Origin of the sequence: Rhodococcus sp. NPDC076796 (assembly GCF_040702765.1) — a bacterium.
Taxonomy (GTDB): Bacteria; Actinomycetota; Actinomycetes; order Mycobacteriales; family Mycobacteriaceae; genus Rhodococcoides.
This window is the reverse complement of record NZ_JBFBMS010000015.1, coordinates 1-26,993: the sequence shown is the minus strand read 5'-3', so window position 1 is coordinate 26,993 and position 26,993 is coordinate 1. Positions and strand designations below refer to the sequence as shown.

General features: G+C 64.6%; 26 protein-coding genes. 24 read left to right on the top strand and 2 right to left on the bottom strand.

Going from position 1 to position 26,993, the window contains the following annotated elements:
- The 22 genes from argS (at position 1) to AB0366_RS25375 (ending at position 22,669) form a co-directional block, all read left to right on the top strand.
- Positions 1-1,653, top strand: coding sequence for an arginine--tRNA ligase (gene argS, locus AB0366_RS25480; protein WP_366246443.1), 1,653 nt, complete (start codon positions 1-3; stop codon positions 1,651-1,653).
- Entirely contained in the window at positions 1,650-3,071 is a 1,422-nt protein-coding gene (gene lysA / locus AB0366_RS25475) for a diaminopimelate decarboxylase (RefSeq protein WP_366246442.1), read from the top strand. The genes argS and lysA overlap by 4 nt, the downstream gene beginning before the upstream one ends.
- Entirely contained in the window at positions 3,068-4,369 is a 1,302-nt protein-coding gene (locus tag AB0366_RS25470; protein ID WP_121873660.1) for a homoserine dehydrogenase, read from the top strand. Before lysA ends, AB0366_RS25470 begins: the two co-directional genes overlap by 4 nt.
- Positions 4,366-5,433: a threonine synthase gene (gene thrC / locus AB0366_RS25465; protein ID WP_366246440.1), complete on the top strand. Its 1,068-nt coding sequence runs from the start codon at positions 4,366-4,368 to the stop codon at positions 5,431-5,433. The genes AB0366_RS25470 and thrC overlap by 4 nt, the downstream gene beginning before the upstream one ends.
- A gap of 19 nt (positions 5,434-5,452) precedes the next feature.
- A complete protein-coding gene (gene thrB / locus AB0366_RS25460; RefSeq protein ID WP_366246439.1) occupies positions 5,453-6,385 on the top strand; it encodes a homoserine kinase in 933 nt (310 codons plus the stop codon).
- 308 nt (positions 6,386-6,693) lie between these two features.
- Positions 6,694-8,814: a transcription termination factor Rho gene (gene rho, locus AB0366_RS25455; protein WP_366246437.1), complete on the top strand. Its 2,121-nt coding sequence runs from the start codon at positions 6,694-6,696 to the stop codon at positions 8,812-8,814.
- Between the two features lie 199 nt (positions 8,815-9,013).
- Positions 9,014-9,247, top strand: a complete 234-nt coding sequence (rpmE, locus tag AB0366_RS25450) for a 50S ribosomal protein L31 (protein WP_008715081.1) — start codon at positions 9,014-9,016, stop codon at positions 9,245-9,247.
- Positions 9,248-9,345: 98 nt separating this feature from the next.
- Positions 9,346-10,422, top strand: coding sequence for a peptide chain release factor 1 (gene prfA / locus AB0366_RS25445; RefSeq protein WP_314145325.1), 1,077 nt, complete (start codon positions 9,346-9,348; stop codon positions 10,420-10,422).
- Between the two features lie 107 nt (positions 10,423-10,529).
- On the top strand, positions 10,530-11,339 hold the full coding sequence (locus AB0366_RS25440) for an SHOCT domain-containing protein (RefSeq protein WP_121873657.1): 810 nt from the start codon (positions 10,530-10,532) through the stop codon (positions 11,337-11,339).
- Between the two features lie 34 nt (positions 11,340-11,373).
- Positions 11,374-12,258 (top strand): peptide chain release factor N(5)-glutamine methyltransferase, encoded by an 885-nt coding sequence (gene prmC / locus AB0366_RS25435; RefSeq protein ID WP_366246436.1) that lies wholly within the window; start codon positions 11,374-11,376, stop codon positions 12,256-12,258.
- A 66-nt stretch (positions 12,259-12,324) separates the two neighbouring features.
- On the top strand, positions 12,325-12,987 hold the full coding sequence (locus tag AB0366_RS25430; protein WP_121873655.1) for an L-threonylcarbamoyladenylate synthase: 663 nt from the start codon (positions 12,325-12,327) through the stop codon (positions 12,985-12,987).
- An 18-nt stretch (positions 12,988-13,005) separates the two neighbouring features.
- Entirely contained in the window at positions 13,006-14,217 is a 1,212-nt protein-coding gene (locus tag AB0366_RS25425) for an MraY family glycosyltransferase (protein ID WP_121873654.1), read from the top strand.
- Positions 14,218-14,283: 66 nt separating this feature from the next.
- The gene (locus AB0366_RS25420; RefSeq protein ID WP_366246507.1) at positions 14,284-14,715 is read left to right on the top strand and encodes a hypothetical protein; all 432 of its coding nucleotides are present in this window, start codon (positions 14,284-14,286) and stop codon (positions 14,713-14,715) included.
- A 390-nt stretch (positions 14,716-15,105) separates the two neighbouring features.
- Positions 15,106-15,882, top strand: a complete 777-nt coding sequence (gene atpB, locus AB0366_RS25415; protein WP_183130561.1) for a F0F1 ATP synthase subunit A — start codon at positions 15,106-15,108, stop codon at positions 15,880-15,882.
- A gap of 78 nt (positions 15,883-15,960) precedes the next feature.
- Complete coding sequence (locus AB0366_RS25410; RefSeq protein ID WP_128645511.1) at positions 15,961-16,200, top strand: ATP synthase F0 subunit C; 240 nt, start codon at positions 15,961-15,963, stop codon at positions 16,198-16,200.
- Between the two features lie 7 nt (positions 16,201-16,207).
- Positions 16,208-16,768, top strand: a complete 561-nt coding sequence (locus tag AB0366_RS25405; RefSeq protein WP_121873650.1) for a F0F1 ATP synthase subunit B — start codon at positions 16,208-16,210, stop codon at positions 16,766-16,768.
- Between the two features lie 8 nt (positions 16,769-16,776).
- The gene (locus AB0366_RS25400; protein WP_121873649.1) at positions 16,777-17,604 is read left to right on the top strand and encodes a F0F1 ATP synthase subunit delta; all 828 of its coding nucleotides are present in this window, start codon (positions 16,777-16,779) and stop codon (positions 17,602-17,604) included.
- 88 nt (positions 17,605-17,692) lie between these two features.
- Positions 17,693-19,336 carry a F0F1 ATP synthase subunit alpha gene (atpA, locus tag AB0366_RS25395; protein ID WP_037193380.1) on the top strand — a complete coding sequence of 548 codons (1,644 nt, stop codon included), beginning with the start codon at positions 17,693-17,695 and terminating at the stop codon, positions 19,334-19,336.
- Between the two features lie 52 nt (positions 19,337-19,388).
- Positions 19,389-20,360, top strand: coding sequence for a F0F1 ATP synthase subunit gamma (locus tag AB0366_RS25390; RefSeq protein WP_121873648.1), 972 nt, complete (start codon positions 19,389-19,391; stop codon positions 20,358-20,360).
- A gap of 3 nt (positions 20,361-20,363) precedes the next feature.
- Complete coding sequence (gene atpD / locus AB0366_RS25385) at positions 20,364-21,812, top strand: F0F1 ATP synthase subunit beta (protein ID WP_094638681.1); 1,449 nt, start codon at positions 20,364-20,366, stop codon at positions 21,810-21,812.
- Positions 21,813-21,842: 30 nt separating this feature from the next.
- Positions 21,843-22,202 carry a F0F1 ATP synthase subunit epsilon gene (locus AB0366_RS25380; RefSeq protein WP_366246506.1) on the top strand — a complete coding sequence of 120 codons (360 nt, stop codon included), beginning with the start codon at positions 21,843-21,845 and terminating at the stop codon, positions 22,200-22,202.
- Positions 22,203-22,231: 29 nt separating this feature from the next.
- Positions 22,232-22,669 carry a DUF2550 domain-containing protein gene (locus AB0366_RS25375; protein ID WP_094647098.1) on the top strand — a complete coding sequence of 146 codons (438 nt, stop codon included), beginning with the start codon at positions 22,232-22,234 and terminating at the stop codon, positions 22,667-22,669.
- Here AB0366_RS25375 and AB0366_RS25370 read toward each other — a convergent pair whose 3' ends face one another.
- On the bottom strand, positions 22,670-23,272 hold the full coding sequence (locus AB0366_RS25370) for a cob(I)yrinic acid a,c-diamide adenosyltransferase (RefSeq protein WP_128645507.1): 603 nt from the start codon (positions 23,270-23,272) through the stop codon (positions 22,670-22,672).
- A gap of 54 nt (positions 23,273-23,326) precedes the next feature.
- Here AB0366_RS25370 and murA point away from each other — a divergent pair, with 54 nt between their 5' ends.
- Positions 23,327-24,580, top strand: a complete 1,254-nt coding sequence (gene murA, locus AB0366_RS25365) for a UDP-N-acetylglucosamine 1-carboxyvinyltransferase (protein WP_366246433.1) — start codon at positions 23,327-23,329, stop codon at positions 24,578-24,580.
- On the opposite strand, the gene AB0366_RS25360 is transcribed toward murA, so the two are convergent.
- Complete coding sequence (locus AB0366_RS25360; protein ID WP_366246432.1) at positions 24,573-25,970, bottom strand: PLP-dependent aminotransferase family protein; 1,398 nt, start codon at positions 25,968-25,970, stop codon at positions 24,573-24,575. The two genes, murA and AB0366_RS25360, sit on opposite strands and share 8 nt — an antisense overlap.
- Positions 25,971-26,118: 148 nt before the next feature.
- Between AB0366_RS25360 and AB0366_RS25355 the strand changes: the two genes are divergently transcribed.
- Complete coding sequence (locus AB0366_RS25355) at positions 26,119-26,766, top strand: pyridoxamine 5'-phosphate oxidase family protein (RefSeq protein ID WP_366246430.1); 648 nt, start codon at positions 26,119-26,121, stop codon at positions 26,764-26,766.
- Positions 26,767-26,993 lie beyond the last annotated feature (227 nt).

The window sequence follows — 26,993 nt, the reverse complement described above, 5'->3', positions numbered from 1 at the left end:
GTGACTCCCGCCGATCTTGCCGAACTGCTTCACGCGACCGCCGCGAAGGTGCTTGCCGACCGTGGCCTGGATGCATCCGTCCTCCCTGCGAAGCTGACCGTCGAGCGTCCCCGCAATCCCGAGCACGGCGACTACGCGACCAACGTGGCACTCCAGGTCGCGAAGAAGGCCGGAGCCAATCCTCGCGACTTCGCCGGCTGGCTCGCCGAGGCTCTTGCCGCCGACGCCGCCATCGCCGAGGCCGACGTCGCAGGCCCCGGATTCCTGAACATCAGACTGGCCGCTGCAGCGCAGGGCGAGATCGTTGCCCGCGTGCTCGCGGCAGGTTCGGCATTCGGCAACGGGTCCTCGATGGCTGGCAAGAAGGTCAATCTCGAGTTCGTCTCGGCCAACCCGACCGGTCCGGTTCACCTCGGCGGTACCCGGTGGGCAGCCGTCGGCGATGCACTCGGCCGCATCCTGTCCGCCCACGGGGCAGAGGTCACCCGCGAGTACTTCTTCAACGATCACGGCGCTCAGATCGCGCGCTTCACTCACTCGCTCATCGCCGCAGCGAAGGGTGAGCCTGCACCAGACAACGGCTACGCGGGCGAATACATCGCCGACATCGCAGCGCACGTGCTCGCCGAGCGACCCGATGCGCTCGCGCTGGACACCGAGGCGCAGGAAGAGGCGTTCCGGTCCATCGGCACCGAGTTGATGTTCGATCGGATCAAGGCGAACCTGCACGAGTTCGGCGTCGACTTCGACGTCTACTTCCACGAGAACTCGCTGTTCGAGTCCGGAGCCGTCGACAAGTCGGTCGAATACCTCAAGACCTCGGGGAGCCTCTACGAGGAAGACGGGGCCTGGTGGCTGCGGTCCACCGACTTCGGTGACGACAAGGATCGCGTCGTCATCAAGAGCGACGGCAACGCCGCCTACATCGCTGGAGACATCGCCTACTTCCAGAACAAGCGGCAGCGCGGCTTCGATCTGTGCATCTACATGCTCGGAGCAGATCACCACGGATACATCGGGCGGCTCAAGGCCGCCGCGGCGGCGTTCGGAGACGACCCCGAGACCGTCGAGGTCCTCATCGGCCAGATGGTCAACCTCGTCCGCGACGGCGTTGCGGTGAAGATGAGCAAGCGTGCCGGAACCGTCATCACCCTCGACGACCTGGTCGAAGCCATCGGCGTCGACGCCTCCCGGTACGTCATGATCCGTTCGTCCGTCGACTCCAGCATCGACATCGACCTCGCGCTGTGGGCGAGTGCGAGCAACGAGAATCCGGTGTACTACGTCCAGTACGCCCACGCCCGGCTGGCCTCGCTCGCGCGCAACGCCGCCGAACTGGGAATCAGCGCGCAGCAGCCGGATCTGAGCCTGCTCACCCACGAGCAGGAAGGCGAGCTGATCAGGACGATCGGCGAGTACCCACGAGTGGTGGCCAGTGCCGCTGAACTACGCGAACCACACCGGATCGCCCGCTACCTCGAAGAGCTGGCGGGGGCCTATCACCGTTTCTACGGTGCGTGTCGAGTACTTCCACAAGGAGACGAGGAGCCCGGACCTGTGAACACTGCACGACTGGCGTTGGGGAACGCGACCCGGCAGGTCCTGGCCAACGGCCTCGAACTGCTCGGGGTCAGCGCACCGGAGCGAATGTGAGCGCACATCCGGCGGGACCCAAGCATGCCGATGCCCCCGCGAAAGAGTCGATGTCCCATCGCCCGGCCGACGCGTCGGAGATGACGACGCTGCCCGAGCAGGTGTGGCCCCGCAACGCCGAGCGCGGTGAGGACGGCACCGTCCGTCTCGCCGGAGTGTCGGTCACCGATCTCGCGGAGCAGTACGGCACACCGTTGTTCGTCATCGACGAGGACGACTTCCGTTCGCGGTGCCGTGAAATGGCCGCCGCATTCGGGGCACCCGAACGAGTGCACTACGCCTCCAAGGCTTTCCTGTGCGGTGAGATCGCACGCTGGGTGGCCGACGAAGGGCTCTCACTCGACATCTGCTCCGGAGGCGAGTTGGCCATTGCGTTGGCCGCCGGATTCCCGGCTGATCGAATTGCCATGCACGGCAACAACAAATCGGTCGCCGAGCTCGAGGCGGGCGTACGCGCAGGCGTCGAGCATGTGGTTCTCGACTCCAATATCGAGATCGACCGTCTCGACGGCGTCGCCGGCGCAGCCGGTGTGGTGCAGGACGTTCTGATTCGCATCACCGTCGGGGTCGAAGCGCATACGCACGAGTTCATCGCCACCGCGCACGAGGATCAGAAGTTCGGCTTCTCGCTTGCCGACGGCTCTGCGCTCGACGCTGTCCGGCGTGTGTTCGCCGCCGACAACCTTCGCCTCGTGGGACTGCACAGTCACATCGGTTCGCAGATATTCGAGGTCGACGGCTTCGAACTGGCGGCGCACAAGGTGATCGGGCTGCTGCGAGACATCGTCTCGGAGTTCGGCGTCGACAAGACCGCACAGATCTCGACTCTGGATCTCGGTGGCGGCATGGGTATTTCGTACGTGCCGAGTGACGATCCGCCCCCGGTGGAGCAGCTCGCGGCGAAGTTGACCGCTATCGTGGAGACGGAGTCCGCCGCAGTGGGACTGCCTGTTCCGACGATCGCCGTCGAGCCCGGCCGCGCCATCGCCGGACCGGGCACCGTCACGCTCTACGAGGTCGGCACGATCAAGGATGTCACCGTCGACAAGTCGACGCGCAGGCGCTACATCAGCGTCGACGGCGGCATGAGCGACAACATTCGCACCTCGCTGTACCAGGCCGAATACGACTGTCGATTGGTCTCGCGCTCGAGCGATGCCGAGGCCGTCGTGGCTCGGGTGGTCGGAAAGCATTGCGAGAGCGGCGACATCGTCATCAAGAACACATGGATGCCGGCAGACGTCGGGCCGGGTGACCTGCTCGCAGTAGCGGCCACCGGGGCCTACTGCTACTCCATGTCCAGTCGCTACAACCTGCTGACGCGGCCCGCTGTGGTTGCGGTCAAGGACGGGCACTCGCGCCTGATCCTGCGGCGGGAAACCATCGAAGATCTGCTCAGCTTGGAGGTTCAGCCATGACATCGAAGCCGATAGGCGTCGCCGTACTCGGACTCGGAAACGTCGGTAGCGAGGTCGTCCGCATCCTCACCGAGAACGCCGAGGACTTCGAGGCCAGAATCGGTGCGCCACTGGCGATTCGAGGCATCGCTGTGCGTCGAGTCGACGGCGATCGTGGAGTACCGGCCGAGCTGCTCACCGACGACCCGGCAGAACTGGTCGGCCGCGACGACGTCGACATCGTCGTCGAGGTACTCGGCGGCATCGACATTCCCCGCAAGCTGGTGCTGTCTGCTCTGGAGAAGGGCAAGTCCGTCATCACGGCCAACAAGGCCCTGCTGGCCGAGTACACCGGAGAGCTCGCCGACGCGGCCGAGAAGTCCCGTGCCGACCTGTATTTCGAGGCCGCCGTGGCCGGAGCCATTCCCGTGGTTCGTCCGCTGATGCAGTCTCTCGCGGGTGACCGCGTGAACAAGGTTGCCGGCATCGTCAACGGCACCACCAACTTCATCCTCTCCGCCATGGACGAGACCGGAGCGGACTACGCCGAAACCCTCGCCGAGGCAGGGCGTCTGGGCTACGCCGAGGCCGATCCGACCGCTGACGTCGAAGGCTACGACGCTGCATCGAAGGCTGCCATCCTGGCGTCCATCGCATTCCACACGCGGGTCACTGCCGGTGACGTCTATCGCGAGGGAATCAGCAAAATCACCTCGGACGATCTCGAAACCGCGAAATCCTTGGACTGCACCATCAAGCTGTTGGCGATCTGCGAGCGGATCGTCACGCCCAAGGGCAAGGAGCGGATCTCCGCTCGGGTCTACCCCGCGCTCGTTCCGCTGAACCACCCGTTGGCATCGGTGAACGGTGCGTTCAACGCCGTGGTCGTCGAAGCAGAGGCCGCCGGTCGCCTGATGTTCTACGGCCAGGGTGCCGGTGGTGCGCCGACCGCGTCCGCAGTACTCGGCGACCTGGTGATGGCCGCTCGCAACAAGTTCTACGGCGGACGGGGCCCACTCGAATCCAAGTACGCCAAGCTCAAGGTGGCCCCCATGGGTGACATCCTCACTCGCTACTACGTCAGCATGCAGGTCGCGGACAAGCCGGGCGTTCTCGCCACGGTGGCGGCAGAGTTCTCCAAGCGCGACGTCAGCATCTCCACGGTGCGTCAGCAGGGCTCGGGTGACGGAGCCAGGCTCGTCGTCGTCACGCACCTCGCGGCCGACTCCGCACTGTCCGACACCGTTGCATCCCTCGAGCAGCTCGACGTCGTCGTCAACGTCGCCAGCGTTCTCCGATTGGAAGGCACCACCGTATGAGCGTCCACACCCCCTGGCCCGGTCTGATCGAGGCATACCGCTCGCGTCTGGCGATCGGCCCGGATTGGAAGACCGTCACGTTGCGCGAGGGCGGCACCCCGCTGTTGCCGGCCGGGCACCTTTCCGAACTGACCGGGTGCACAGTGCATCTGAAGGTCGAGGGACTCAACCCCACCGGCTCCTTCAAGGACCGCGGGATGACCATGGCCGTCACCGATGCGCTCGCCCGAGGCCAGGAAGCCGTTCTGTGCGCCTCGACCGGCAACACCTCGGCCTCCGCTGCCGCCTACGCGGCCAAGGCCGGAATGAGCTGTGCCGTACTGGTTCCGCAGGGCAAGATCGCCATGGGCAAGCTCGCTCAGGCAGTCATGCACGGAGCCAAGATCATTCAGGTGCAGGGCAATTTCGACGATTGTCTCGAACTGGCCCGCAAGACCACGGCCGAGTTCCCGACCATCGGTCTGGTCAACTCCGTGAACCCCGTCCGCATCGAAGGCCAGAAGACCGCGGCCTTCGAGATCTGCGACGCCCTCGGCGACGCACCGGACATCCATGCACTGCCGGTCGGCAACGCAGGCAACATCACCGCGTACTGGCGCGGCTACTCGGAGTACTTCCGTGACGGTCTCACCACGCGCAAGCCGCGGATGCTCGGAGTCCAGGCCGCAGGCGCCGCTCCTCTGGTTCACGGTGCGCCGGTGAAGGATCCGGAAACGATCGCCACCGCGATCCGGATCGGCTCGCCCGCATCCTGGAACGGTGCCGTCAACGCCAAGGAAGAATCGAACGGAGCATTCCGCGCAGCGACCGACGAGGAAATCCTCGAGGCGTACCGATTGATCGCGAAGACCGAGGGCGTGTTCGTCGAGCCCGCCTCCGCGGCCAGCGTCGCCGGTCTGCTCGCAGCTCGGAAGGAAGGCTGGCTGGAACCGGGCCTGACCGTCGTGTGCACGGTCACCGGAAACGGCCTCAAGGATCCCGACACAGCGCTGTCGGGAATGCCTGCCGTAGAACCCATCTCGGTCGATCCCGTCGCTGTCGCGGCTGCGCTCGAGCTGGCCTGAGTTGACGGAATCTCCGGCAATGACGACGACACTCCCCATCGGGCTCACGGTCACCGCGCGCGTTCCGGCGTCCAGTGCCAACATCGGACCCGGATTCGACAGTCTCGGAATCGCTTTGGGGCTGTACGACGAGATCGAGGTCACGACCACCGCGTCGGGACTTCGAATTCACGTCGACGGTGAGGGTTCGGCGGACGTGCCGTGGGGTCCGACGCATCTGGTGGTGCGCGCCATCGAGCGGGGACTCGAAGCTGCCGGAGTGTGGGCCGACGGTTTGGATATCCACTGCCGCAACGTGATTCCGCATTCGAGGGGCCTCGGTTCCTCCGCGTCGGCTGTGGTCGGTGGCCTGGCTGCCGCGAATGCGCTGGCCGCGAAAGTGGATCCGTCGCTCGCGCTGTCGGAGGGGCAGCTCGTCCAGCTGTCGTCGGAGTTCGAGGGTCATCCCGACAACGCATCGGCGAGTTGCCTCGGCGGTGCGGTCGTGTCCTGGAGCGAACCGCCCAATGCCAGTGTGACGGCGCGGAACTACGCAGCCGTGCGGCTCGAGGTGCACCCGAGCATCAAGGTCGTCGTGCTCATACCGTCCGAACGCTCGTCGACGTCGCACACCCGGGGACTGTTGCCCGAGTTGGTGCCCCATCGTGACGCGGCCTTCAACGTCAGCCGAAGTGCACTTGCGGTGGTGGCGCTGACCGAGCGTCCGGATTTGTTGATGTCCGCGACGGAGGACCTGCTGCATCAAGGCCAGCGCGCCCAGGCGTTGCCCGACACCACTCGCTGGATCGCCACCTTGCGTGCGCGGTCCATCGCAGCCGTGGTGTCCGGCGCGGGCCCGACGGTCATGGCGCTGTGCACCGAGGAGTTTCCGGCCGATCTGCGCGAGGCTGCATCGGCAGAGGGGTGGCGGGTGCTCGACCTCGACGTGGCCGACGGAGTCACCGTCGCGTGACAACCGACGAGTAGGGTTCTTGCCGAGTGGGGACAACGGCGCTATGGTGAACCCTGTCCGTACATCGTGCGCTTCAGACGCCGGTTTCGTCAGGGCAATCAGGTCGCTGTATTCGGGGGATTCAAACGTCCGAGTGATGTGACGCTCCTGACTCGATCCTCCCCGTGGTTCTCTGCGGTCTCGGATCGATGGTGTCGTCGACGGAGTGCGTCGAACATGAACGGCAATATCCGAGCTCGGCAGAACGCCGAACTGCGGAACGAACCCTCGGCTGCGCATCGAGCGAGCGAGGGAAGGAAAGGACCTCCGTGACCGATACGGAACTAATCTCTGCGCCCGAAACGTCACGCCGACGTGCAGGCCTGTCCGGAATGGTTCTCACCGAGCTGCGCAGCCTCGCTGGTGAACTCGGTATCAAGAGCGTTTCCGGTATGCGCAAGGGCGATCTGATCGCTGCGATTTCCGAGCGTCAGTCGGGCAGCGCACCGGCCAAGTCGGACGCGCCGAAATCCGACGCACCGAAATCCGACGCACCGAGGTCGCGTCGTGCCGCTGCATCCGCGCCTGCCGTCGAAGATCGGCCGGCAGCCGAGGCGGCACCGAAGCAGTCGGCTCCCGAAGCGCCGTCCTCGGACGCAACCGCGACGCAATCGAGCGATTCTGCCGATGCGGCTCCCGAGACGGGTCGCCGGACACGCGGACGTCGTGCCGCAGGTCGGCGCGCCGGTGCTCCCGATCAACTCCCACTCGACGACAGCAACGATTCGGCCGGATCCGCACCCGCGGCGACCGATTCGCCCGCAGCCGCGCCGCAGGCCGAGAAGTCGGACGAGACCGGCGACAGCGCCGCCACCGAGCGGCCCCGTCGTAGCCGCGGCGAACGTAACCGCCAGGACGGGTCGGAGCGCGAACCGCGTGACGCCGACGGCAACCGCGACAACGCGAACCGTGACTCCGGAAGCCGCAATCAAGGCGACCGGGACGGCTCCAACCGCGAGAGCGGCAACCGTGACAACGGAAACCGCAATCAGGGTGACCGGGACAACTCGAACCGCGACGGCGGCGGTCGCAATCAGGGCGGTCGCAATCGCAATCAGGGCGACGGTCGCAACGAGGATCGCAACAACGGTCCGCGCGACAACCGCGACAACAACCAGGACGACGACGGCGAAGGCCGCGGACGTCGGGGACGGCGGTTCCGTGAACGCCGTCGCGGACGCGACCGTGGCGACGGCAACGAGGGTGGCGGTGGCCGCGAGCGCGACACCGAGATTCGCGAGGACGATGTTCTTCAGCCGGTAGCCGGCATCCTCGACGTGCTCGACAACTACGCGTTCGTCCGCACTTCCGGCTACCTCGCCGGACCCAACGACGTCTACGTGTCGATGAACCTCGTGCGCAAGAACGGCCTTCGACGCGGCGACGCGGTGACCGGCGCGGTTCGAGTGGCACGCGAGGGCGAGCAGTCCGGTCAGCGGCAGAAGTTCAACCCGCTCGTGCGTCTGGACACCGTCAACGGGGGAGAGGTCGAGGCCGCGCGCAAGCGTCCGGAATTCGGCAAGCTCACCCCGCTGTACCCCAATCAGCGGCTGCGCCTCGAGACGCAGCAGAACATTCTGACCACGCGCATCATCGACTTGGTGATGCCGATCGGCAAGGGCCAACGCGCGCTCATCGTCAGCCCGCCGAAGGCAGGTAAGACGAGTGTTCTGCAGGCCATCGCCAACGCGATCGCGATCAACAATCCCGAGTGCTATCTGATGGTCATCCTCGTCGACGAGCGTCCCGAGGAAGTGACGGATATGCAGCGCTCCGTCAAGGGCGAGGTCATAGCGTCGACGTTCGACCGGCCGCCGGGCGACCACACCGCGGTGGCCGAGCTGGCGATCGAACGGGCCAAGCGCCTGGTCGAAGCCGGCCAGGACGTGGTGGTTCTGCTCGACTCGATCACCCGTCTGGGACGTGCGTACAACAACAGCTCGCCCGCATCCGGCCGAATTCTGTCCGGTGGTGTCGACTCGACCGCGCTGTACCCGCCGAAGCGATTCCTCGGTGCGGCTCGAAACATCGAGCACGGCGGATCGTTGACGATCATCGCCACGGCCATGGTCGAAACCGGATCCACCGGCGACACCGTGATCTTCGAGGAGTTCAAGGGCACCGGCAACGCCGAGCTCAAGCTCGATCGCAAGATCGCCGAACGCCGCGTGTTCCCGGCCGTCGACATCAACCCGTCGAGCACCCGCCACGACGAGCTGCTCCTGGCTCCCGACGAGGCTGCCGTTGTGCACAAGCTGCGGCGCGTGTTGTCCGGTCTCGACTCGCATCAGGCCATCGACCTGCTGGTCGATCGCCTGAAGAAGAGTAAGAACAACCTGGAATTCCTCATGGAGGTCTCCAAGACCGCGCCGGGCGGCAACAACGACTGACCGGGTGTTCCCCGGATCTTTCGCCCGGGGAACAAGCCGGCAGGTGCGTGCGTTGTAAGCATCTGTCGGCACAGAAGTACCGACGATTAGCAGGGCGGATGCACGCTCTGGCATAATCAACGGCCGAGTCCGGTTCCGGTTCACGTCTTCGATCGGCGAAGGCGACCCGGCGACCATTACAAAGAACGGTAAGGACACCATGAAGGCAGGAATTCACCCCGACTACACACTGACGACAGTCGTCTGTGGTTGCGGCAATACTTTCGAGACCCGAAGCACCACCGACAAAGAGCGCATCAGCGTCGAGGTCTGCTCGCAGTGCCACCCCTTCTACACCGGCAAGCAGAAGATTCTCGACACCGGCGGCCGCGTCGCTCGCTTCGAGGCTCGCTACGGCAAGCGCGCCGGCAAGAAGGCCGACGCAGACAGCTAGCTGTTCCGCCGACGCCCGTCCTGTGATTCACAGGACGGGCGTCGGTTTTTTTTGTGTCCACACCCAGTTGCACCCGCGTTCGAGAGTGAGTCATCCCCATGGCGAGAACAGACAAGCCTTCGGCCATCGACGACATCCTTGCCGAACACTCCGGACTCGAGCAGCAACTCGCCGACCCAGCTCTGCACAACGATCCGTCCGCGGCCCGCAGAGCAGGCAAGAGATTCGCCGAACTGGCCCCCATCATGTCCGCGCACACCAAGCTGACCTCCGCGCAGGACGACCTCGAAGCCGCGCGTGAGTTGGCGGCCGACGATTCGTCGTTCGCGGCCGAGATTCCCGATCTCGAGGCGACCGTGTTGCAGCTCGAGCAGACTCTGACCGACCTGCTGGCACCACGTGACCCGCACGACGGCGACGACATCGTGATGGAGGTCAAGTCGGGTGAGGGTGGCGAGGAATCGGCACTCTTCGCAGCCGATCTCGCGCGGATGTACGTGCGCTACGCCGAACGCCGCGGGTGGCGGGTCGAAGTCCTCGACGCGAACGTCTCGGACCTGGGCGGATACAAGGACGCGACCCTGTCGATCAAGACCAAGGATCCGCTCGACGGCGTCTGGGCCCGGTTGAAGTTCGAGGGTGGGGTCCACCGCGTGCAGCGAGTACCCGTCACCGAATCACAGGGACGCGTGCACACCTCTGCGGCCGGAATTCTCGTGTATCCCGAACCGGACGAGGTCGAAGAAGTTCAGATCGACGAAACCGACTTGCGCATCGACGTGTATCGCTCGTCCGGCAAGGGCGGCCAGGGCGTCAACACCACCGACTCCGCGGTCCGGCTCACGCACCTTCCCACGGGCATCGTGGTCACCTGCCAGAACGAGCGCTCGCAGCTGCAGAACAAGGCGCGTGCGATGCAGGTTCTCGCCGCTCGTCTGCAGGCGGCCGCTGAGGAAGCGGCCAACGAAGAGGCCTCGGCCGGACGAGCCAGCCAGGTGCGCACCGTCGACCGCTCGGAGCGGATCAGAACCTACAACTACCCCGAGAACCGCATCACCGATCACCGCATCGGGTTCAAGGCGCACAACCTCGACGCCCTGCTCGACGGCGAGATGGATGCGTTGCTCGACGCGCTCGCCAAGGCGGACCGCGACGCGCGCATGCAAGCAGAGTAGCTGCGGCACATAGCTTTACAGATTTCGCCGGGCCGATTCGCCGATCGGTGCGATACCCTGGCGGCCAGGTTCGACCCCGTAACAGCGCCCCGAGAGGCACACCAGACATGAACCAGCCCCTGACCCCCGCAGGCGAGAACGCCGTGTCCGAGCTGTCGTCGCGCTACGGCGTCTCGACCGACGCCGTCCGCACGATGCTCGACGCCGTCAACAACGGCCGCGGCACCATGGCGCAGTTCAACATCCCCGAGCTCGGCGGCAGTGGGCAGTGGATGCGCGGCGGAATGACCATGGTGGGCAACATGTTCGATCACGGACTCAAGAGCCGGGTCGACGGCCTCTGCCGCGATCTGTCTGCAGTGCTGGCGCAGCATCAGGTGTACCCGCCCAGGGAGACCGGCAACAGCTCGTTCGGTGGAAACTCGTTCGGCGGCGGCTCGTGGTGGCCGTCGGATCTCGGTGCACCGAGCTCGAGCGGGGGTCAGAACGGCTCGCAGTACGCAGTGTTCCCGGGTTCTCGACGCCTCGCGGTGTTGGTCGGCGGCGAATTGGCCGTGTACGACACTCTCGATCACTCCATCGGCGGAGTCCAGCAACAGCAGGGCGGTGGACCGGGCTCGCTCGAGTTCACCAGCCAGTACGGCACGTTCACCGCCGGCAGCCTGCCTCGCGTCGACCAGCAGTCGAGCGGAACGAACTCGCAGAACCAGGCGGCACCGCAAGCCGCTCCGCAGAGCTACACGCAACCGTCCTCCTCGCAGCAGTCCTCGAACCAGACGCCTCAGAGCAACCCGTCGGGCGTGGACATCTCCGACATCACGGCTGCGATCGAGGCACTCGCAGGTCTGCACGCGAAGGGCTTCCTCACCGACGACGAGTTCTACGCCAAGAAGTCGGAGTTGCTGGGGCGCGTGTGACAGGGTTGTCGGTGCCTCGTGGCAGTCTGTACTGGTGAGTCGCAAGCCGCTACGTCTGGCCATCCTCGAAGCAACGTCGATGCTCGATGCTGCCGGTGTGCCGAGCCCACGGGTCGATGCGGAGCTGCTCGCCGCACACCTCGTCGGCGTGGATCGCGGCCGTCTCGGTCTGGTTCCTCTCGTCGAACCCGAGGTTGTCGAGGCGTACTTCCGCACCGTCGAGCAGCGCGCGAAACGCATTCCGCTGCAATACATCACGGGAACGACCTCGCTGGGCAACATCGACGTCGAAGTAGGACCGGGCGTGTTCGTGCCTCGGCCGGAAACCGAATTGTTGTTGGCCTGGGCTCTGGCGTTCCTCGAAAACGTCGACCACCATCCGCCGGTGATTCTCGATCTGTGCACGGGCTCGGGCGCATTGGCACTGGCGATCGCCAACGCTCGGCCCGACGCCGTCGTCCATGCCGTCGAACTCGACCCGTCTGCATTGGCGTGGGCCCGGCGCAATGCCGATCTGCGTAGCGGCCACGGCGACACCCCGATCACACTGCACCACGGCGACGTCACGGCCCGAGATCTGTTGACCGAACTCGACGGTGCAGTCGACATGATCGTCGCCAACCCGCCCTACATCCCGGAGGGGGCAGACCTGGACCCCGAGGTGATCGATCACGACCCGCACATGGCGCTGTTCGGCGGTGCGGACGGACTGTCCGTCATCGAACCGATGATCGGCAACATCGCCCGCTGGCTTCGGATCGGCGGCGGCGTCGCGATCGAACACGACGACTCCAATGGCAGCGAGGTTGCGGCTCTGCTGTCCAGGCGACGAGTGTTCACCGAGGTCACCGCGCATCCGGATCTGGCGGGTAGACCACGGTTCGTCGTCGCCGCACGGGCACACTCGGCCCCGGCCTGACTACGGGAACGGCAGGCGGGCGACACCTGACATCACTTCGTTATCGAAGGTGGAAGGATAGGTGCCGTGAGTACCGTCTACGACTGCCGTGAAGCCGACGCGCGCGCTGCCGGATTGACCGCTGCCCGCGGTGCCCTGAAGTCCGGCCGACTCGTCGTCATGCCTACCGACACCCTGTACGGGATCGCCGCCGATGCATTCGACGGCAGCGCTGTTACGGATCTGCTGCGGGCCAAGGGCAGGGGACGCGATATGCCGGTTCCCGTGCTCGTCGGTTCGTGGAACACCATCGACGGCCTGGTCCAGAGTGTCCGGCCACGCACCCGAGACCTGATTCGTGCCTTCTGGCCCGGCGCACTGAGCGTCGTCGTGCAGCAGGCTCCATCCTTGGCCTGGGATCTGGGTGACGCCCAGGGCACCGTCATGTTGCGGATGCCGCTGCACCCGGTTGCACTCGAGCTGTTGCGCGAGGTCGGCCCGCTCGCAGTGTCCAGTGCCAACATCTCCGGCAGTCCACCCGCCACCACCGTGACGGAGGCGCGAGATCAACTCGGCGGCTCGGCGGCGGTCTACCTGGACGGGGGACCGGCCGATCACGCGGTGGCGTCGACCATCATCGATCTGACGAGCGATCGAGCGCGAATTCTCCGGGTCGGTGCCATTCCCACCGAGAAGATTGCCGAGGTTCTCGGTGTCACCGCCGAAAGCCTGGTTCCGGGAGCGTCCTGACATGCCTGTCCGTGCCGCATGAGCGTCGAGATGTTGGCTCAGTCGAATCTGGGTGCAGGCGTTCCTATCCGCGAGCTACTGCTGGTCTTTCTCACTGCCGCCGTCGTCACTTTCTTCGCCACCGGCGGTGTCCGTGTGGCGGCCATCAAGTTCGGTGCCGTCGCTGTTCCTCGTGATCGTGACGTCCACGTGCAGGCCACCCCGAGGCTCGGGGGAGTGGGAATCTACGTGGGCATGCTGGCTGCGCTGCTCTTCGCGTCGCAGCTGCCTGCGCTGGCTCGCGGATTCGACGTCGCCTACAACCGCGACATTCCCGCCGCATTGGTTGCCGGCTTCGTGATCGTCCTGGTCGGCGTCATCGACGACCGATGGGGTCTGGACGCCCTGACCAAGTTCGTCGGCCAGGTGACGGCGGCCGGAGTCCTCGTCATCATGGGGGTGAGCTGGGTCGTTCTGTATCAGCCGTGGGGAGGCGAGCCCGGTCAGCCGGGTAGCACCCTGGTGCTCGACCAACTGCAAGCCGGACTGGTGACCGTTCTGATCACCGTCGTGATCGTCAATGCGATGAACTTCGTCGACGGTCTCGACGGGCTGGCGGCCGGTCTCGGGCTCATTTCCTCGGTGGCGATCTGCATCTTCTCCGTGGGGTTGCTTCAGGAGCAGGGCGGCGACGTCGGCGTCTACCCGCCGGCGCTGATCGCAGCGGCGCTGGCGGGCGCGTGTCTGGGGTTTCTGCCGCACAACTTCCAACCCGCGCGCATCTTCATGGGAGATTCGGGATCGATGCTCATCGGTCTGACGTTGGCCACGATCTCGACCAGTGCCTCCGGGCGGATCCCGTTGACGGCGTACGGCCCACGCGACCTGCTGGGTCTGCTGTCGCCGCTTCTGCTGGTCGGGGCCGTGATGCTCATCCCGATCCTCGACCTGCTGCTGGCTGTCATCCGCCGTACGCGAGCAGGGCGGAGTCCCTTCAGCCCCGACAAGATGCACCTGCACCATCGGCTACTGCAGATCGGACATTCGCACCGCCGGGTGGTGCTGGTGATCTACCTGTGGGTCGGTGTCCTCGCCTTCGGGGCGGTGGGGTCGTCCCTGTTGGACCGCCGAATAGTGGTGCTTCTGGTCGCAGCCGGTCTGGTGTTCGCACTGGTCGTCACGGCTGTGCCCACACTGAGGGTGGACCGATCGCAGGGGTCGGAAGCGCGAAGCGCCCGACGCGGCGGCTGATCCCGTCGGTTGTTCGCGGTCGCGAGCTGGGTACCCTCGACAACTGTGACCTTCACTCCGCAGTCCATGCCCGATCAATTCGCGCCGCTTCGCGCAGCAGTCCGATACGGACTCATCGGACTGGTGGTGCTGACCGTGGTGAGCGTAGGTATATCCGTGGCCGCGGCCGGAACGCCCGGCCTGTGGGGATCGATCATCGGTGTGGCCATCGGCGGAGGCTTCGTCATCACGACGGCGTTGTCTGTTGCTCTCACCACGCGATTTCCGGCCTCGGCGGTCGGAGCCCTGCTGTTGGGCGGTTGGTTGGTGAAGATGGTGATTGCGCTGATCGTGCTGGTCGCACTCAAGGACGCCGACTTCTACAACCGCTACGCGTTGGGCCTGACGATTCTGGGAGCGCTCGTCGTCGTGCTCGGTGCGGAGGTCTTCGGGGTCGTCAAGACCAAGGTCGCCTACGTGGACAGCGTCCCCGCCGAGGACAAGACCGACGATCGGTAGTACGACAGCCTGTCGTAATCGGTTAAGCTGAGGGCCGCCTACACAACGTCGTAGTTCTGTTGATAAAGTTTGCATCAAGCGGTGGGCAAGACTGGGACGAAAGAGACTTTTTCCCTGGACTCGACCCCCGCAGGTAGCAGTCAGCGTGAGCTTCCTTACAGTAGGCCCGGAGTCATCGACTTCGGCAACGTAAGGTTCCGCCCTGAGAGTTGCCGAGTCGACGTGAGTCGCCGACACCCGACAGACGCTTGGCCGATGAAGACCGGGCCTCAGCCTCTGACGATTGCGAGCCGATTTTCGTCGACTTGATAGATCGTCATTGTCCGATCGAACCGCAGTCGTTACCCGGCTGCGGCCCGAACACGGGAGAGACCGCTGAGCGTCACCACCCTGGCTGCGGAATACAGTCCGCCGTCACTATCCGATTTCTTTCCTCCCGCGGTGCTGTTCGAGGGGACCCCGTTCGAGCTCGACAGGCTGATGCTCATCCGCATCCTGATGTCGGCGATTCTGATCATCTTCATGGTGGTTGCCCTCCGCAGCCCGAAGATCGTTCCGCGTGGTCTTCAGAACGTCGGAGAGATCGCTCTCGATTTCGTTCGGATCCACGTCGCAGAAGATGTGCTCGGTAAAGAACAGGGTCGTCGGTTCCTGCCCGTCATCATGACCATCTTCTTCACGGTGTTCGCGGTGAACGCGAGCGCTGTCATTCCGTTTCTGAACATCTCGTCGAATGCGCGCATCGGTCTACCGATCGTGCTCGCTGCGGTCGCGTACGTCGCGTTCATCTACGCAGGCGTCAAGAAGTTCGGCGTCGGGAAGTTCGTGAAGGGCACCATCGTCATCCCGGGCATTCCGCCGGCGATGCACGTGCTGCTGATCCCGCTCGAGTTCGTCTCGAACTTCGTACTTCGCCCGTTCACGTTGACGGTGCGTCTGCTCGCCAACATGCTGGCCGGCCACATCATGCTCGTGCTGTTCTTCAGCGCGACCCAGTTCTTCCTCTTCGAGGCGTCGGCCGGGCTGAAGATCTTCGCGGCACCCTCGCTCATCATGGGCTTCCTGTTCACGTTGTTCGAGATGCTGGTGATCTTCCTCCAGGCCTACATTTTCGCGCTGCTCACGGCGATCTACATCGATCTGTCGCTGCACGCAGACTCGCACTGACCGACCAACTGACCGAACCAGCTACACCGCCACCTCCGACACCCGGATGTGGACCGAAGAAAGGGAACGGAAAACCCAATGAGCCTTGAAGTTCTGGCCCAGGCGCAGGAAATCAACGCGACCGGCTACGGAGCCATCGGCTACGGCCTCGCAGCAATCGGCGGCGGCATCGGCCTCGGCCTCGTCGTTGCCAAGAACATGGAAGCAACCGCTCGTCAGCCCGAGTTGGCCGGCCAGCTCCGTACCACCATGTTCCTCGGCATCGCATTCACCGAGTCCCTCGCCCTGATCGGCCTCGTCGCCGGCTTCATTCTCTGAGAGCGCGATGACAAACGCGATTACGTTGCTGGCGGCGGAGGGGGAGGAATACAACCCTCTTCTGCCCGCAACCTACGACATCGTTTGGTCGCTCGTCTGTGTCGCGGCAATCGGCTTCCTCTTCTGGAAGTACGTGGTGCCGCGCTTCACCAAGGTTCTCGCTGAGCGTTCCGAGCTCATCGAAGGCGGAATCAAGAAGGCCGAAGAGGCACAGGCGGAAGCCAAGGCTGCACTCGAGCAGTACCACGCTCAGCTGGCCGACGCCCGTTCCGAGGCCGCGCAGATCCGTGAGGAAGCGCGCACCCAGGGGCAGGCCATTCTCGCCGAGATGAAGGAAAAGGCGCAGGAAGAAAGCGACCGGATCGTGGCTGCAGGTCACAATCAGCTCGTTGCTCAGCGTCAGCAGATCGTCACCGAGCTTCGGGGAGATCTGGGACGCACGGCCGTCGAACTCGCTGAGAAGGTCATCGGAGAGCAGTTGTCCGACGACGCGAAGCGTTCCAGTTCGATCGATCGCTTCCTCAACGAGTTGGATTCCGTCACCGCGGACTCCGCATCCGGAAAGTGAGTCGAACCATGTACGCAACTTCTCGTGAGGCACTCGCCCGCACGCGGTCGGTTGCCCACGAAGCTCTGGGGTCCGCGTCGGCAGGCGAGGCAACAGCCGTCGCTGCTCAGACCGGTGCCGAGTTGTTCGCCGTCGTCGACACTCTCGACGCGCAGCGCACGTTGCGTACCGCTCTCGCCGATTCGTCGGTCGAGGGCGTTCGGCGAAGCGATCTGGCCGGAGAGGTCTTCTCCGGCCAGGTGTCGAGTGCAACGGCGACGATCGTCAAGGCCGCTGCCGGTGAAAGCTGGTCCACCGCTCGTGACCTGCTGAACTCGCTGGTCGAGCTGGGACGGGAAGCTCTGCTTCGCGCCGCGGCCGATCAGGATCAGTTGGACACGGTCGAGGACGAACTGTTCCGGCTCGGGCGGATCGTGGCAGCCAACCCGCAGCTCGAGCAGGCCCTGTCGGATCGCTCGAAGCCTTCGCAGGCCAAGCGTGAACTGCTCGGTCGCCTGCTCTACGGCAAGGTCACCGCGGTCACCGAGGCGCTCGCAGTTCAGGCTGTGACGCGTCCGCGAAAGACGGCTCCCGCGGACGTACTGAACGGACTGGCCGATCTGGCCGCCGAACAGCGTGACCGCGCGGTTGCACACGTCCGCAGCGCAGCCCCACTGAGCGACAGTCAGCTCGAGAAGCTGACGGCAACCTTGACCCGCACGTACGGCAAGCAGGTCACGGTGCATGTAGAGGTCGATACCGAACTGCTCAGCGGACTTGTCGTTCGTATCGGCGACGAGGTCATCGACGGTAGCGGGGCAGGCCGCCTCGCTGCATTGCGAAAGACGCTCAAATAGTCCGACACGGACACAGTAACGAGAAGAAGCGTCTCGACTTTCGAGACATTTCACCCCGCGATCATTTGAAGGAAGAGCAGGAAACACTATGGCGGAGCTGACGATCTCCTCCGACGAGATCCGTAGCGCGATCGATAACTTCACCGCGAGCTACTCACCGGAGTCTTCCCGCGAGGAGGTCGGCACGGTTACGGACACGAGCGACGGAATCGCTCACGTGTCCGGATTGCCGTCGGCGATGTCCAACGAACTCCTGGAATTCCCCGGCGGAGTCCTCGGTGTCGCGCTGAACCTGGATGCCACCGAAATCGGTGCCGTCATCCTCGGTGACTACGAGCACATCGAAGAAGGCCAGGAAGTCAAGCGCACCGGAGACGTGCTGTCGGTCCCCGTGGGCGACGGCTACCTCGGCCGCGTCGTGGACCCTCTGGGCAAGCCCATCGACGGCCTCGGCGACATCGAGTCCTCCGAGACCCGCGCCCTCGAACTGCAGGCTGCCTCGGTGCTCGAGCGTCAGCCCGTCGAGGAGCCGCTGCAGACCGGTATCAAGGCGATCGACGCCATGACCCCGATCGGCCGCGGCCAGCGTCAGCTCATCATCGGCGACCGCAAGACCGGCAAGACCGCGGTCTGCATCGACGCGATCCTGAACCAGAAGGCCAACTGGGAGAGCGGTGACGAGAAGAAGCAGGTTCGCTGCATCTACGTCGCCATCGGCCAGAAGGGCTCCACGATCGCAGGCGTCAAGGCTGCACTCGAGGAGCAGGGCGCACTCGAATACACGACCATCGTCGCGGCTCCCGCGTCCGATTCGGCCGGCTTCAAGTGGCTCGCCCCGTACACCGGCTCGGCCATCGGCCAGCACTGGATGTACCAGGGCAAGCACGTCCTCATCGTGTTCGACGACCTGACCAAGCAGGCCGAGGCGTACCGCGCCATCTCGCTGCTGCTGCGTCGTCCGCCGGGCCGCGAGGCATACCCCGGTGACGTCTTCTACTTGCACTCCCGTCTGCTGGAGCGCTCGGCGAAGCTGTCCGACGAGCTCGGTGGCGGATCGTTGACGGCTCTGCCGATCATCGAGACCAAGGCCAACGACGTCTCGGCGTACATCCCGACCAACGTCATCTCGATCACCGACGGCCAGGTCTTCCTGGAGTCGGACCTGTTCAACAAGGGCGTTCGTCCCGCGATCAACGTCGGTATCTCGGTGTCCCGAGTCGGCGGCGCGGCACAGACCAAGGGCATGAAGAAGGTCTCCGGATCTCTTCGCCTCGAGCTCGCTCAGTTCCGCGAGCTGGAAGCCTTCTCGGCGTTCGCATCCGACCTCGACGCGGCCTCCAAGGCGCAGCTCGAGCGCGGCGCACGTCTGGTCGAGCTCCTCAAGCAGGATCAGTACGCCCCGGTTGCCGTCGAAGACCAGATCGTCTCGATCTGGCTCGCAGGCCAGGGCACGTACGACTCGGTGCCCGTCGGCGACGTGCGTCGCTTCGAGACCGAACTGCTCGAGGATCTGCACCGCAACGCCAGCGGCGTCTACGACAGCATTGCCGGTGGCAAGGCTCTCGACGAGGACAACCAGAAGGCGCTGACCGAGGCGACCGAGAAGTTCAAGGCCGGATTCGTCGACTCGGACGGCAACCGCGTCGTCAACGAGGCCGAGGCCGACACTCTGAACGCCGATGAGGTCAGCCAGGAGCAGGTCAACGTCACTCGCAAGACAGTCAGCAAGTAGGCCGGCGATGACAGGTGACAAGACGAGCACAGAAGGGAGCGTGAACAGCTAGATGGCAAGCATTCTCGAGCTTCGCTCCCGCATCAAGTCGGTCAACTCGACCAAGAAGATCACCAAGGCACAAGAGTTGATCGCGACATCGCGAATCACCAAGGCCCAGGCCCGCGTTGCCGCGTCGAAGCCGTATGCGGAAGAGATCACCAAGGTGCTCTCCGCGTTGGCGAGTGCATCGAGCTCGCTCGATCACCCGTTGCTCAACGAGCGAACCGAGCCCAAGCGTGCCGCAGTTCTGGTCGTGACCAGCGACCGCGGTATGTGCGGCGGCTACAACTCCAACGTGCTCAAGGAGACGGAAGAGCTGTTCCAGCTGCTCCGCTCCGAGGGCAAGGATCCGGTCATCTACGTCCTCGGCGCAAAAGGCCTGGGCTACTACACATTCCGCGAGCGGGATGTGAAGGGTGCCTGGACGGGCTTCTCGCAGGAGCCTGGGTACGCCGACGCGGCCAAGGCGAGCAGGCACCTGGTCGAGCTGTTCATGGCCGGCTCGGGCACCGAGGTCGACGCTCCCAACGGTGAAGGCACCGTCGAGGGCGTGGACGAGTTGCACATCGTCTACACCCGCTTCGTGTCGATGCTCACGCAGAAGCCCGAAGTTCGTCGTATGGCACCGCTCGAAATCTCGTACACCGACGAGGAGTACCAGATGGGTGCAGACGCGTTGAGCGACTCGCCGACCGCAGATGTGCAGGCACAGTACGAGTTCGAGCCGGAAGCAGGAACTCTGCTCTCGGCGCTGCTGCCCAAGTACATCAGCACCAGGATCTACGCGTCGTTGCTCGATGCAGCAGCGTCGGAGTCCGCGGCGCGTCGTACCGCCATGAAGGCAGCGACGGACAACGCGAACGAATTGGTCGAGACCTTGAGCCGTCAGGCCAACCAGGCTCGGCAGGCCCAGATCACCCAGGAAATCAGCGAAATCGTCGGTGGCGCCAACGCGTTGGCCGACAGCGCAGGAAGTGACTAAGCAATGACCGCAGCAGTAGCCCAAGAGAACGCGAGCGGAGCGGACACACAGTCCGGCCGTGTCGTTCGGGTCATCGGCCCCGTTGTGGACGTCGAGTTCCCGCGCGGCTCGATTCCCGCACTGTTCAACGCCCTCAACGCAGAGATCACTCTGCCGACCGTGGCCAAGACCCTGACGCTCGAGGTCGCACAGCACCTCGGCGACAACTTGGTTCGCACCATCTCGATGCAGCCCACCGACGGACTCGTCCGCGGCACTGCAGTCATCGACTCGGGCAAGCCGATCTCGGTTCCCGTCGGTGACGTCGTCAAGGGCCACGTGTTCAACGCCCTCGGTGACTGCCTGGACACCCCCGGACTCGGCCGCGACGGCGAGCAGTGGGGCATCCACCGCAAGCCACCAGCCTTCGATCAGCTCGAGGGCAAGACCGAGATCCTCGAGACCGGCATCAAGGTCATCGACCTTCTGACCCCGTACGTCAAGGGCGGAAAGATCGGTCTGTTCGGTGGTGCCGGTGTCGGCAAGACCGTTCTGATCCAGGAAATGATCACTCGTATCGCACGCGAGTTCTCGGGCACCTCGGTGTTCGCAGGAGTCGGCGAGCGTACCCGTGAGGGCACCGACCTTCACCTCGAGATGGAAGAGATGGGCGTCCTCCAGGACACCGCCCTCGTCTTCGGCCAGATGGACGAGCCGCCCGGCACGCGTATGCGCGTGGCGTTGTCGGCACTGACCATGGCGGAGTACTTCCGCGATGTTCAGGGACAGGACGTTCTTCTGTTCATCGACAACATCTTCCGCTTCACCCAGGCAGGTTCGGAGGTGTCGACCCTTCTCGGTCGTATGCCGTCGGCCGTCGGTTACCAGCCCACGCTGGCGGACGAGATGGGTGAGCTCCAGGAGCGCATCACCTCGACCCGTGGACGCTCGATCACCTCGCTGCAGGCGATCTACGTTCCCGCCGACGACTACACCGACCCGGCCCCGGCCACGACGTTCGCGCACCTCGATGCGACGACCGAGCTCTCGCGTCCGATTTCGCAGATGGGTATCTACCCCGCTGTGGACCCGCTGAGCTCCACCTCGCGCATCCTCGAGCCCGGCATCGTCGGTGCGGAGCACTTCCGCGTCGCCAACGAGGTCAAGCGGATCCTGCAGAAGTACAAGGAGCTGCAGGACATCATCGCCATCCTCGGCATGGACGAGCTTCAGGAAGAGGACAAGGTTCTGGTCGGCCGCGCACGCCGCCTCCAGAAGTTCCTCGGCCAGAACTTCATCGTTGCCGAGAAGTTCACCGGCGAGGCCGGTTCGGTCGTGTCGCTCTCCGACACCATCGAGGCATTCGACAAGGTCACCAAGGGTGAGTACGACCACCTTCCCGAGCAGGCCTTCAACAGCTGTGGCGGTCTCGACGATGTCGAGGCAGCCGCGAAGAAGATGGCCGGAAAGTAGACCGACGTGACTTCTTCCGAGAAGAGCGGCATGGAGGTCTCCCTGGTCGCTGTGGAGCAAAAGCTGTGGTCCGGTACCGCGACCATCGTCAGCGCTGAGACCACCGAAGGCGAGATCGGCATCATGCTGGGCCACGAGCCTGTCCTCGGGCAGTTGATCGAGGGCGGCACGGTGTCGATCACGACCACGGACGGCGAGAAGCTCATCGCAGCCGTTCACGGTGGATTCCTGTCGGTGACCGGCAAGACGGTCACCGTGCTGGCAGAATCGGCCGATTTCGCCGACGACATCGATGTCGAGGCGGCACGGGCTGTAGTGGCAGAGAACGGCGACGACCTCGAGGCCATTGCTGTGGCCAAGGGTCGTGTCCGCGCTGTCGAGCGGTCCTAGGTTCACGAGAAGCCGCGACGAGACCTGCGATGCACTACGGATTGATTGTTCTGATCATTCTGGTTGTGCTGCTCGCAGGGCTCGTCGCGGCTTTTGCGTACCGTCTGATGGTTCTTCGCCGCGGGGGAACTGCGGCGATCATGCGAGTGCTGCCGTCGGACGGTGGTGCCGGTTGGCGCCACGGCATCATTCGATACGGCGACAACACCCTCGTCTTCTTCAAGCTGTCGAGTCTTCGCCCCGGCCCCGATCATCGGCTGGGTCGGCAGGACATCCATGTGGGTGATCGACGAGCCCCACGGGACACCGAGTTCGACATCATGACACCCGACATCGCGGTGTTGGAACTGTCCGACAACGGTAAGTATTTCGAGATCGCCCTGGACCGAAGTGCGTTGACCGCTTTCCTGTCCTGGGTCGAGTCTCGGCCCTCCGGCCGCTCGCGTCGCCGACGACCGGCGGCCTGATCAGCTCTCGTCGGTAGTCGGATCGCTCGGCGCGCGGCTCGATCCGGGAACCCACTGGACGTCGCCTTCGGGGTTGGCGTAACGACTCAGAATGAACAGTAGATCCGAGAGTCGGTTGAGGTATTTCGCCGGCAAGGCACTCGTTGTCTCCGGGCTCGCGTGCACGGCGGCCCATGCCGACCGCTCCGCGCGTCGGGCCACCGTCCGTGACACGTGTAGCAACGCTCCCAGCGGCGTTCCACCTGGCAGAATGAACGACGTCAGAGCGGGAAGCTCCTCGTTGAACTCGTCGCACCAGCCTTCGAGGCGGTCGACGTAGCTCTGATCGATGCGCAGAGGCGGGTACTGCGGATTCTCGACGACCGGAGTCGACAGATCGGCCCCCGCGTCGAAAAGATCGCTCTGGATGGTGCGGATCACCGAATGCACCGATTCGGGCGGGTTGCCCAGTGCGAGAACCACACCCAGGCTTGCGTTGGTCTCGTCGCAGTCCGCGTAGGCGATCAGACGTTCGTCGTTCTTGGACACTCTGGAGAAATCGCTCAGCCCGGTGGTCCCGTCGTCGCCGGTTCTCGTATAGATGCGGGTGAGGTGGACGGCCATGCGCGCTACGGTACCGCGCGGGTGTCGGTCGGTCCCGCTGGCTACGCTGTCGACGTGAGTGAACGCTTTTTGGTCAACGGTGGAAATCGCCTCGTCGGTGAGGTGGCGGTCGGTGGTGCAAAGAACAGCGTCCTCAAGTTGATGGCGGCAGCGCTGCTGGCAGAGGGCACGAGCACGATCACCAATTGCCCCGACATCCTGGACGTGCCACTGATGGCGGAGGTGTTGCGTGGGCTCGGCTGTGAGGTCGAGTTGGAGGGATCGGTCGTTCACATCACCACTCCGGCCATGCCGAAGTTTCACGCCGACTTCGCGGCAGTTCGCCAGTTCCGAGCTTCGGTGTGTGTGCTTGGACCGTTGGTTGCGCGATGCAAGAGAGCTGTCGTGGCACTGCCGGGTGGTGACGCGATCGGGTCGCGTCCCCTCGACATGCACCAGTCCGGTCTCCAATTGCTCGGAGCACGCAGCGAAATTCAACACGGGTGTGTGGTCGCGGAAGCGGACGAGCTGCGCGGCGCGAACATCAGACTGGCCTTTCCTTCCGTTGGTGCCACCGAGAACATCTTGATGGCCGCAGTCCTCGCCACCGGGGAGACGGTGATCGACAACGCCGCGCGTGAGCCGGACATCGTCGACGTATGCAACATGCTCAACGAGATGGGTGCCGACGTCCGCGGTGCAGGTACATCGACCTTGACCATTCGGGGTGTGAGCGCGCTGAAGCCGACGACCCATCGGGTGATCGGCGATCGCATCGTCGCTGCGACCTGGGGCATCGCCGCTGCCATGACTCGTGGGGATGTACGAGTCCGTGGGGTCAACCCCAAGCACCTGTCGTTGGTGTTGGACAAGTTGAGATCTGCCGGAGCCGAGGTCACCAGCGAGCCCGACGGCTTCCGCGTCGTTCAGCACGAGCGCCCGAGGGCGGTCAATTTCGCGACGCTTCCGTATCCAGGGTTCCCGACCGACCTGCAGCCGATGGCCATCGGACTCGCGACCGTCGCCGACGGCACGTCGATGATCACCGAAAACGTCTTCGAAGCTCGATTCCGGTTCGTCGAGGAGATGATCAGGCTTGGGGCCGACGCGCGTACCGATGGCCACCACGCCGTGGTTCGCGGTGTACCGCAGCTGTCCAGTGCGCCGGTATGGTCCTCCGATATCCGGGCCGGGGCCGGCTTGGTTCTCGCGGGGTTGGTGGCCGACGGTACGACAGAGGTGCATGACGTGTTCCACATCGATCGCGGTTATCCGAGATTCGTCGAGAACCTGAGTGCACTCGGTGGCAGCATCGAGCGGGTCAGCTGAGTAGCGCGGCTTCCAGCGCTTCGACCAATATGCTTATGGCATAGTCCAATTCGTCGTCGGAGACGGATCCGTATCCGACGACGATTCCACCCCGGGCTGTGTGCGAGCGGGTCGAGTGTTCGAGTGTCGGTACGTCCACGCCACTCGCTGCACACGCGGCAGCGACGTCGCGCGCTGTGCCGGTATCGACGATCAACACCGTATGCAGCCCGGCTCCGACTCCCCGGAGCTCGCCGAACCTGGCCAGCGCTGCGGCGACCATGCGGTCACGGGTGCGATATATTCGCCGCGCAGTTCGGACGGCTCTGTCCCATTCGCCGTCGCGCATCATGGACGTCATTGCCTGCTGGACGGGAACCGATGGGTGGTCGCCGATCGCGCGGCGCGTTGCCGAGATGCGGTCGACCATCGCCTGGGGTGCCACCATCCAGCCGAGACGTATCCCGGCACCGAGGGTCTTGGATACGGTGCCGAGGTAGACGGTTCGATCGGGTGCCAGTTCGGCCACTGTGGGCAAAAGTGCTGCACCATAACGAAATTCGGAGTCGTAGTCGTCCTCGATGATCATCGAATCGTTGCCGCGTGCCCAGTCCGCCAGGGCGCGGCGACGGCCGATGGGCATGAATGCGCCGGTCGGGTACTGATGCGACGGCGTGACGTACACGGCTGGTGTCCGCGGAGGAGCCGAGTCGAGCTGTTCGACGATCAAGCCATCGCGATCGACGGGAACGTCGTGTAGGGACCACCCGCGGTGCGTCGCGAGAGCAGCAGCGGACTTGTATCCCGGATTCTCCAGTGCAAGAACATGTTCGACGGATTCGGAAACGGAGAGCGCACCCAGGGCGAGATCGAGACCGTGAATGCTGCCCGTCGTGATCACGATCGACGCTGGAGTGGTGTGCAGTCCGCGTGCGCGGCGGAGTAGTTCGGCGACGCGAGTCCTCAGTTCGAGAGTGCCGGCGGAATCCGGATAGTCGCCGGGAGGTGGTGTGCCGCCGACATCGCGCCACGCGCGCTTCCAGGCATCGGATGCCGAGGGTGGAGTCCACGGGATTCCCGGGCGGAGCGATATCCGCGGGGGTGTTCGTGGGGCAGTAAGTGCGCTCGAGGCCATCGCAGCCGATCGACTTGCGTGGGGGATTCGTCGGACGTAGTTGCCCGAACCGCGCCGGGCATCGAGCCAGCCTTCTGCGACGAGCTGTTCGTATGCCTTCTCCACGACCGCACGCGCAATGCCCAGATCGACGGAAAGCGCTCGGGTACTGGGCAATCGAGAATCGGGTTGCAGCTCTCCGTCGTCGATTGCGGATCGGATGCGATCGGCCAATTGGACGGGCAGCGTCCGAGCGTCGGCGCGATCGATGGTGATCGACAGAGAGATCGGGAGCATCGAGTTTCGGTCTCCTTCGGCATCCGTGTAAAAGTGGCCTGTACAAAGTCATCTCCATTGGACCATGACGGAAGGCCACTCGTGCCGCATCCTGGACACCATGACAGCCGACGACGTGCCTCTTTCCCCGACAGCGCGAACCGTAGTGATGAGGGGTAGAAATCGTGCCGGCCTCGAACGGGCGGCGCTGCTCGACGTCCTGCGCTCGGCGCGCATCTGTCATCTCGGCGTGATCGTCGCTGGGGTGCCTCGCGTCGTACCGACGGTGTTCGGCGTCGATCCCGCCGGTCCGGACAGGGAAGGCACGCTGTACCTGCACGGATCCGTGGCGTCACGCAGCATGATCGACGCTCCTGACCAGGACATCTGCGTCACCACAACTGTTATCGACGGACTGGTCCTGGCCCGATCGGCATTCCACCATTCGATGAACTACCGAAGTGCCGTCGTGGTCGGCCGGCCTCGCCGAGTGGAGGACGCCGACGAACGGATTCGAGCCTTGGACGCGATAGTCGATCAGGTGGTCCCCGGAAGGAGCGCGCATGTGCGTTCGCATACGCGGAAAGAGCTGGCTGCCACCGCAGTGCTGGCGCTTCCGATGTACGAGGCATCGGTGAAATCGCGGTCCGGTGGACCGGTCGACGACGACCTCGACATCCAGCGGGGAGACGTGTGGGCCGGAGTTGTTCCGGTGTGGGAGGCACTCGGCCCCGCCGAACCTGCCGCGGACCTCACGGGGGATATTCCAGTGCCGGAGCATGTGGACAATGTGCGCCGGAACGCGATGCGGGGGTGAACGCTGTTGCGGCAGTGGCAGTTCGGGCTGTGGCTGGCATCACATCTGCGCGTTGGGGCATGTGGCAGGCGCGGTGACGTGACACTACGAGGTCGAGCTGCGTGAATGCCTCGAGAGTGTCAGTCGACCTGCCGATTTGCGTTGGTGTGGTTGGTGGCGTAACTTTTGTCGAGTCAGAGCGACGGACACCGACCCGGTCTTCACGGACAGGGTGAACGAGGTTGGAC

What these genes read in the sequence shown, in the direction of transcription:
- atpD (WP_094638681.1), top strand. Translation starts at nt 20,364, where the DNA reads ATGACCGCAGCAGTAGCCCAAGAGAACGCGAGCGGAGCGGACACACAG.
- thrC (WP_366246440.1), top strand. Translation starts at nt 4,366, where the DNA reads ATGAGCGTCCACACCCCCTGGCCCGGTCTGATCGAGGCATACCGCTCG.
- AB0366_RS25470 (WP_121873660.1), top strand. Translation starts at nt 3,068, where the DNA reads ATGACATCGAAGCCGATAGGCGTCGCCGTACTCGGACTCGGAAACGTC.
- prfA (WP_314145325.1), top strand. Translation starts at nt 9,346, where the DNA reads ATGGCGAGAACAGACAAGCCTTCGGCCATCGACGACATCCTTGCCGAA.
- AB0366_RS25355 (WP_366246430.1), top strand. Translation starts at nt 26,119, where the DNA reads ATGAGGGGTAGAAATCGTGCCGGCCTCGAACGGGCGGCGCTGCTCGAC.
- AB0366_RS25380 (WP_366246506.1), top strand. Translation starts at nt 21,843, where the DNA reads ATGGAGGTCTCCCTGGTCGCTGTGGAGCAAAAGCTGTGGTCCGGTACC.
- AB0366_RS25390 (WP_121873648.1), top strand. Translation starts at nt 19,389, where the DNA reads ATGGCAAGCATTCTCGAGCTTCGCTCCCGCATCAAGTCGGTCAACTCG.
- AB0366_RS25375 (WP_094647098.1), top strand. Translation starts at nt 22,232, where the DNA reads ATGCACTACGGATTGATTGTTCTGATCATTCTGGTTGTGCTGCTCGCA.
- thrB (WP_366246439.1), top strand. Translation starts at nt 5,453, where the DNA reads ATGACGACGACACTCCCCATCGGGCTCACGGTCACCGCGCGCGTTCCG.
- rpmE (WP_008715081.1), top strand. Translation starts at nt 9,014, where the DNA reads ATGAAGGCAGGAATTCACCCCGACTACACACTGACGACAGTCGTCTGT.
- AB0366_RS25425 (WP_121873654.1), top strand. Translation starts at nt 13,006, where the DNA reads ATGAGCGTCGAGATGTTGGCTCAGTCGAATCTGGGTGCAGGCGTTCCT.
- AB0366_RS25400 (WP_121873649.1), top strand. Translation starts at nt 16,777, where the DNA reads ATGTACGCAACTTCTCGTGAGGCACTCGCCCGCACGCGGTCGGTTGCC.
- AB0366_RS25440 (WP_121873657.1), top strand. Translation starts at nt 10,530, where the DNA reads ATGAACCAGCCCCTGACCCCCGCAGGCGAGAACGCCGTGTCCGAGCTG.
- AB0366_RS25405 (WP_121873650.1), top strand. Translation starts at nt 16,208, where the DNA reads ATGACAAACGCGATTACGTTGCTGGCGGCGGAGGGGGAGGAATACAAC.
- AB0366_RS25370 (WP_128645507.1), bottom strand. Translation starts at nt 23,272, where the DNA reads ATGGCCGTCCACCTCACCCGCATCTATACGAGAACCGGCGACGACGGG.
- AB0366_RS25420 (WP_366246507.1), top strand. Translation starts at nt 14,284, where the DNA reads ATGCCCGATCAATTCGCGCCGCTTCGCGCAGCAGTCCGATACGGACTC.
- AB0366_RS25410 (WP_128645511.1), top strand. Translation starts at nt 15,961, where the DNA reads ATGAGCCTTGAAGTTCTGGCCCAGGCGCAGGAAATCAACGCGACCGGC.
- atpA (WP_037193380.1), top strand. Translation starts at nt 17,693, where the DNA reads ATGGCGGAGCTGACGATCTCCTCCGACGAGATCCGTAGCGCGATCGAT.
- AB0366_RS25360 (WP_366246432.1), bottom strand. Translation starts at nt 25,970, where the DNA reads ATGCTCCCGATCTCTCTGTCGATCACCATCGATCGCGCCGACGCTCGG.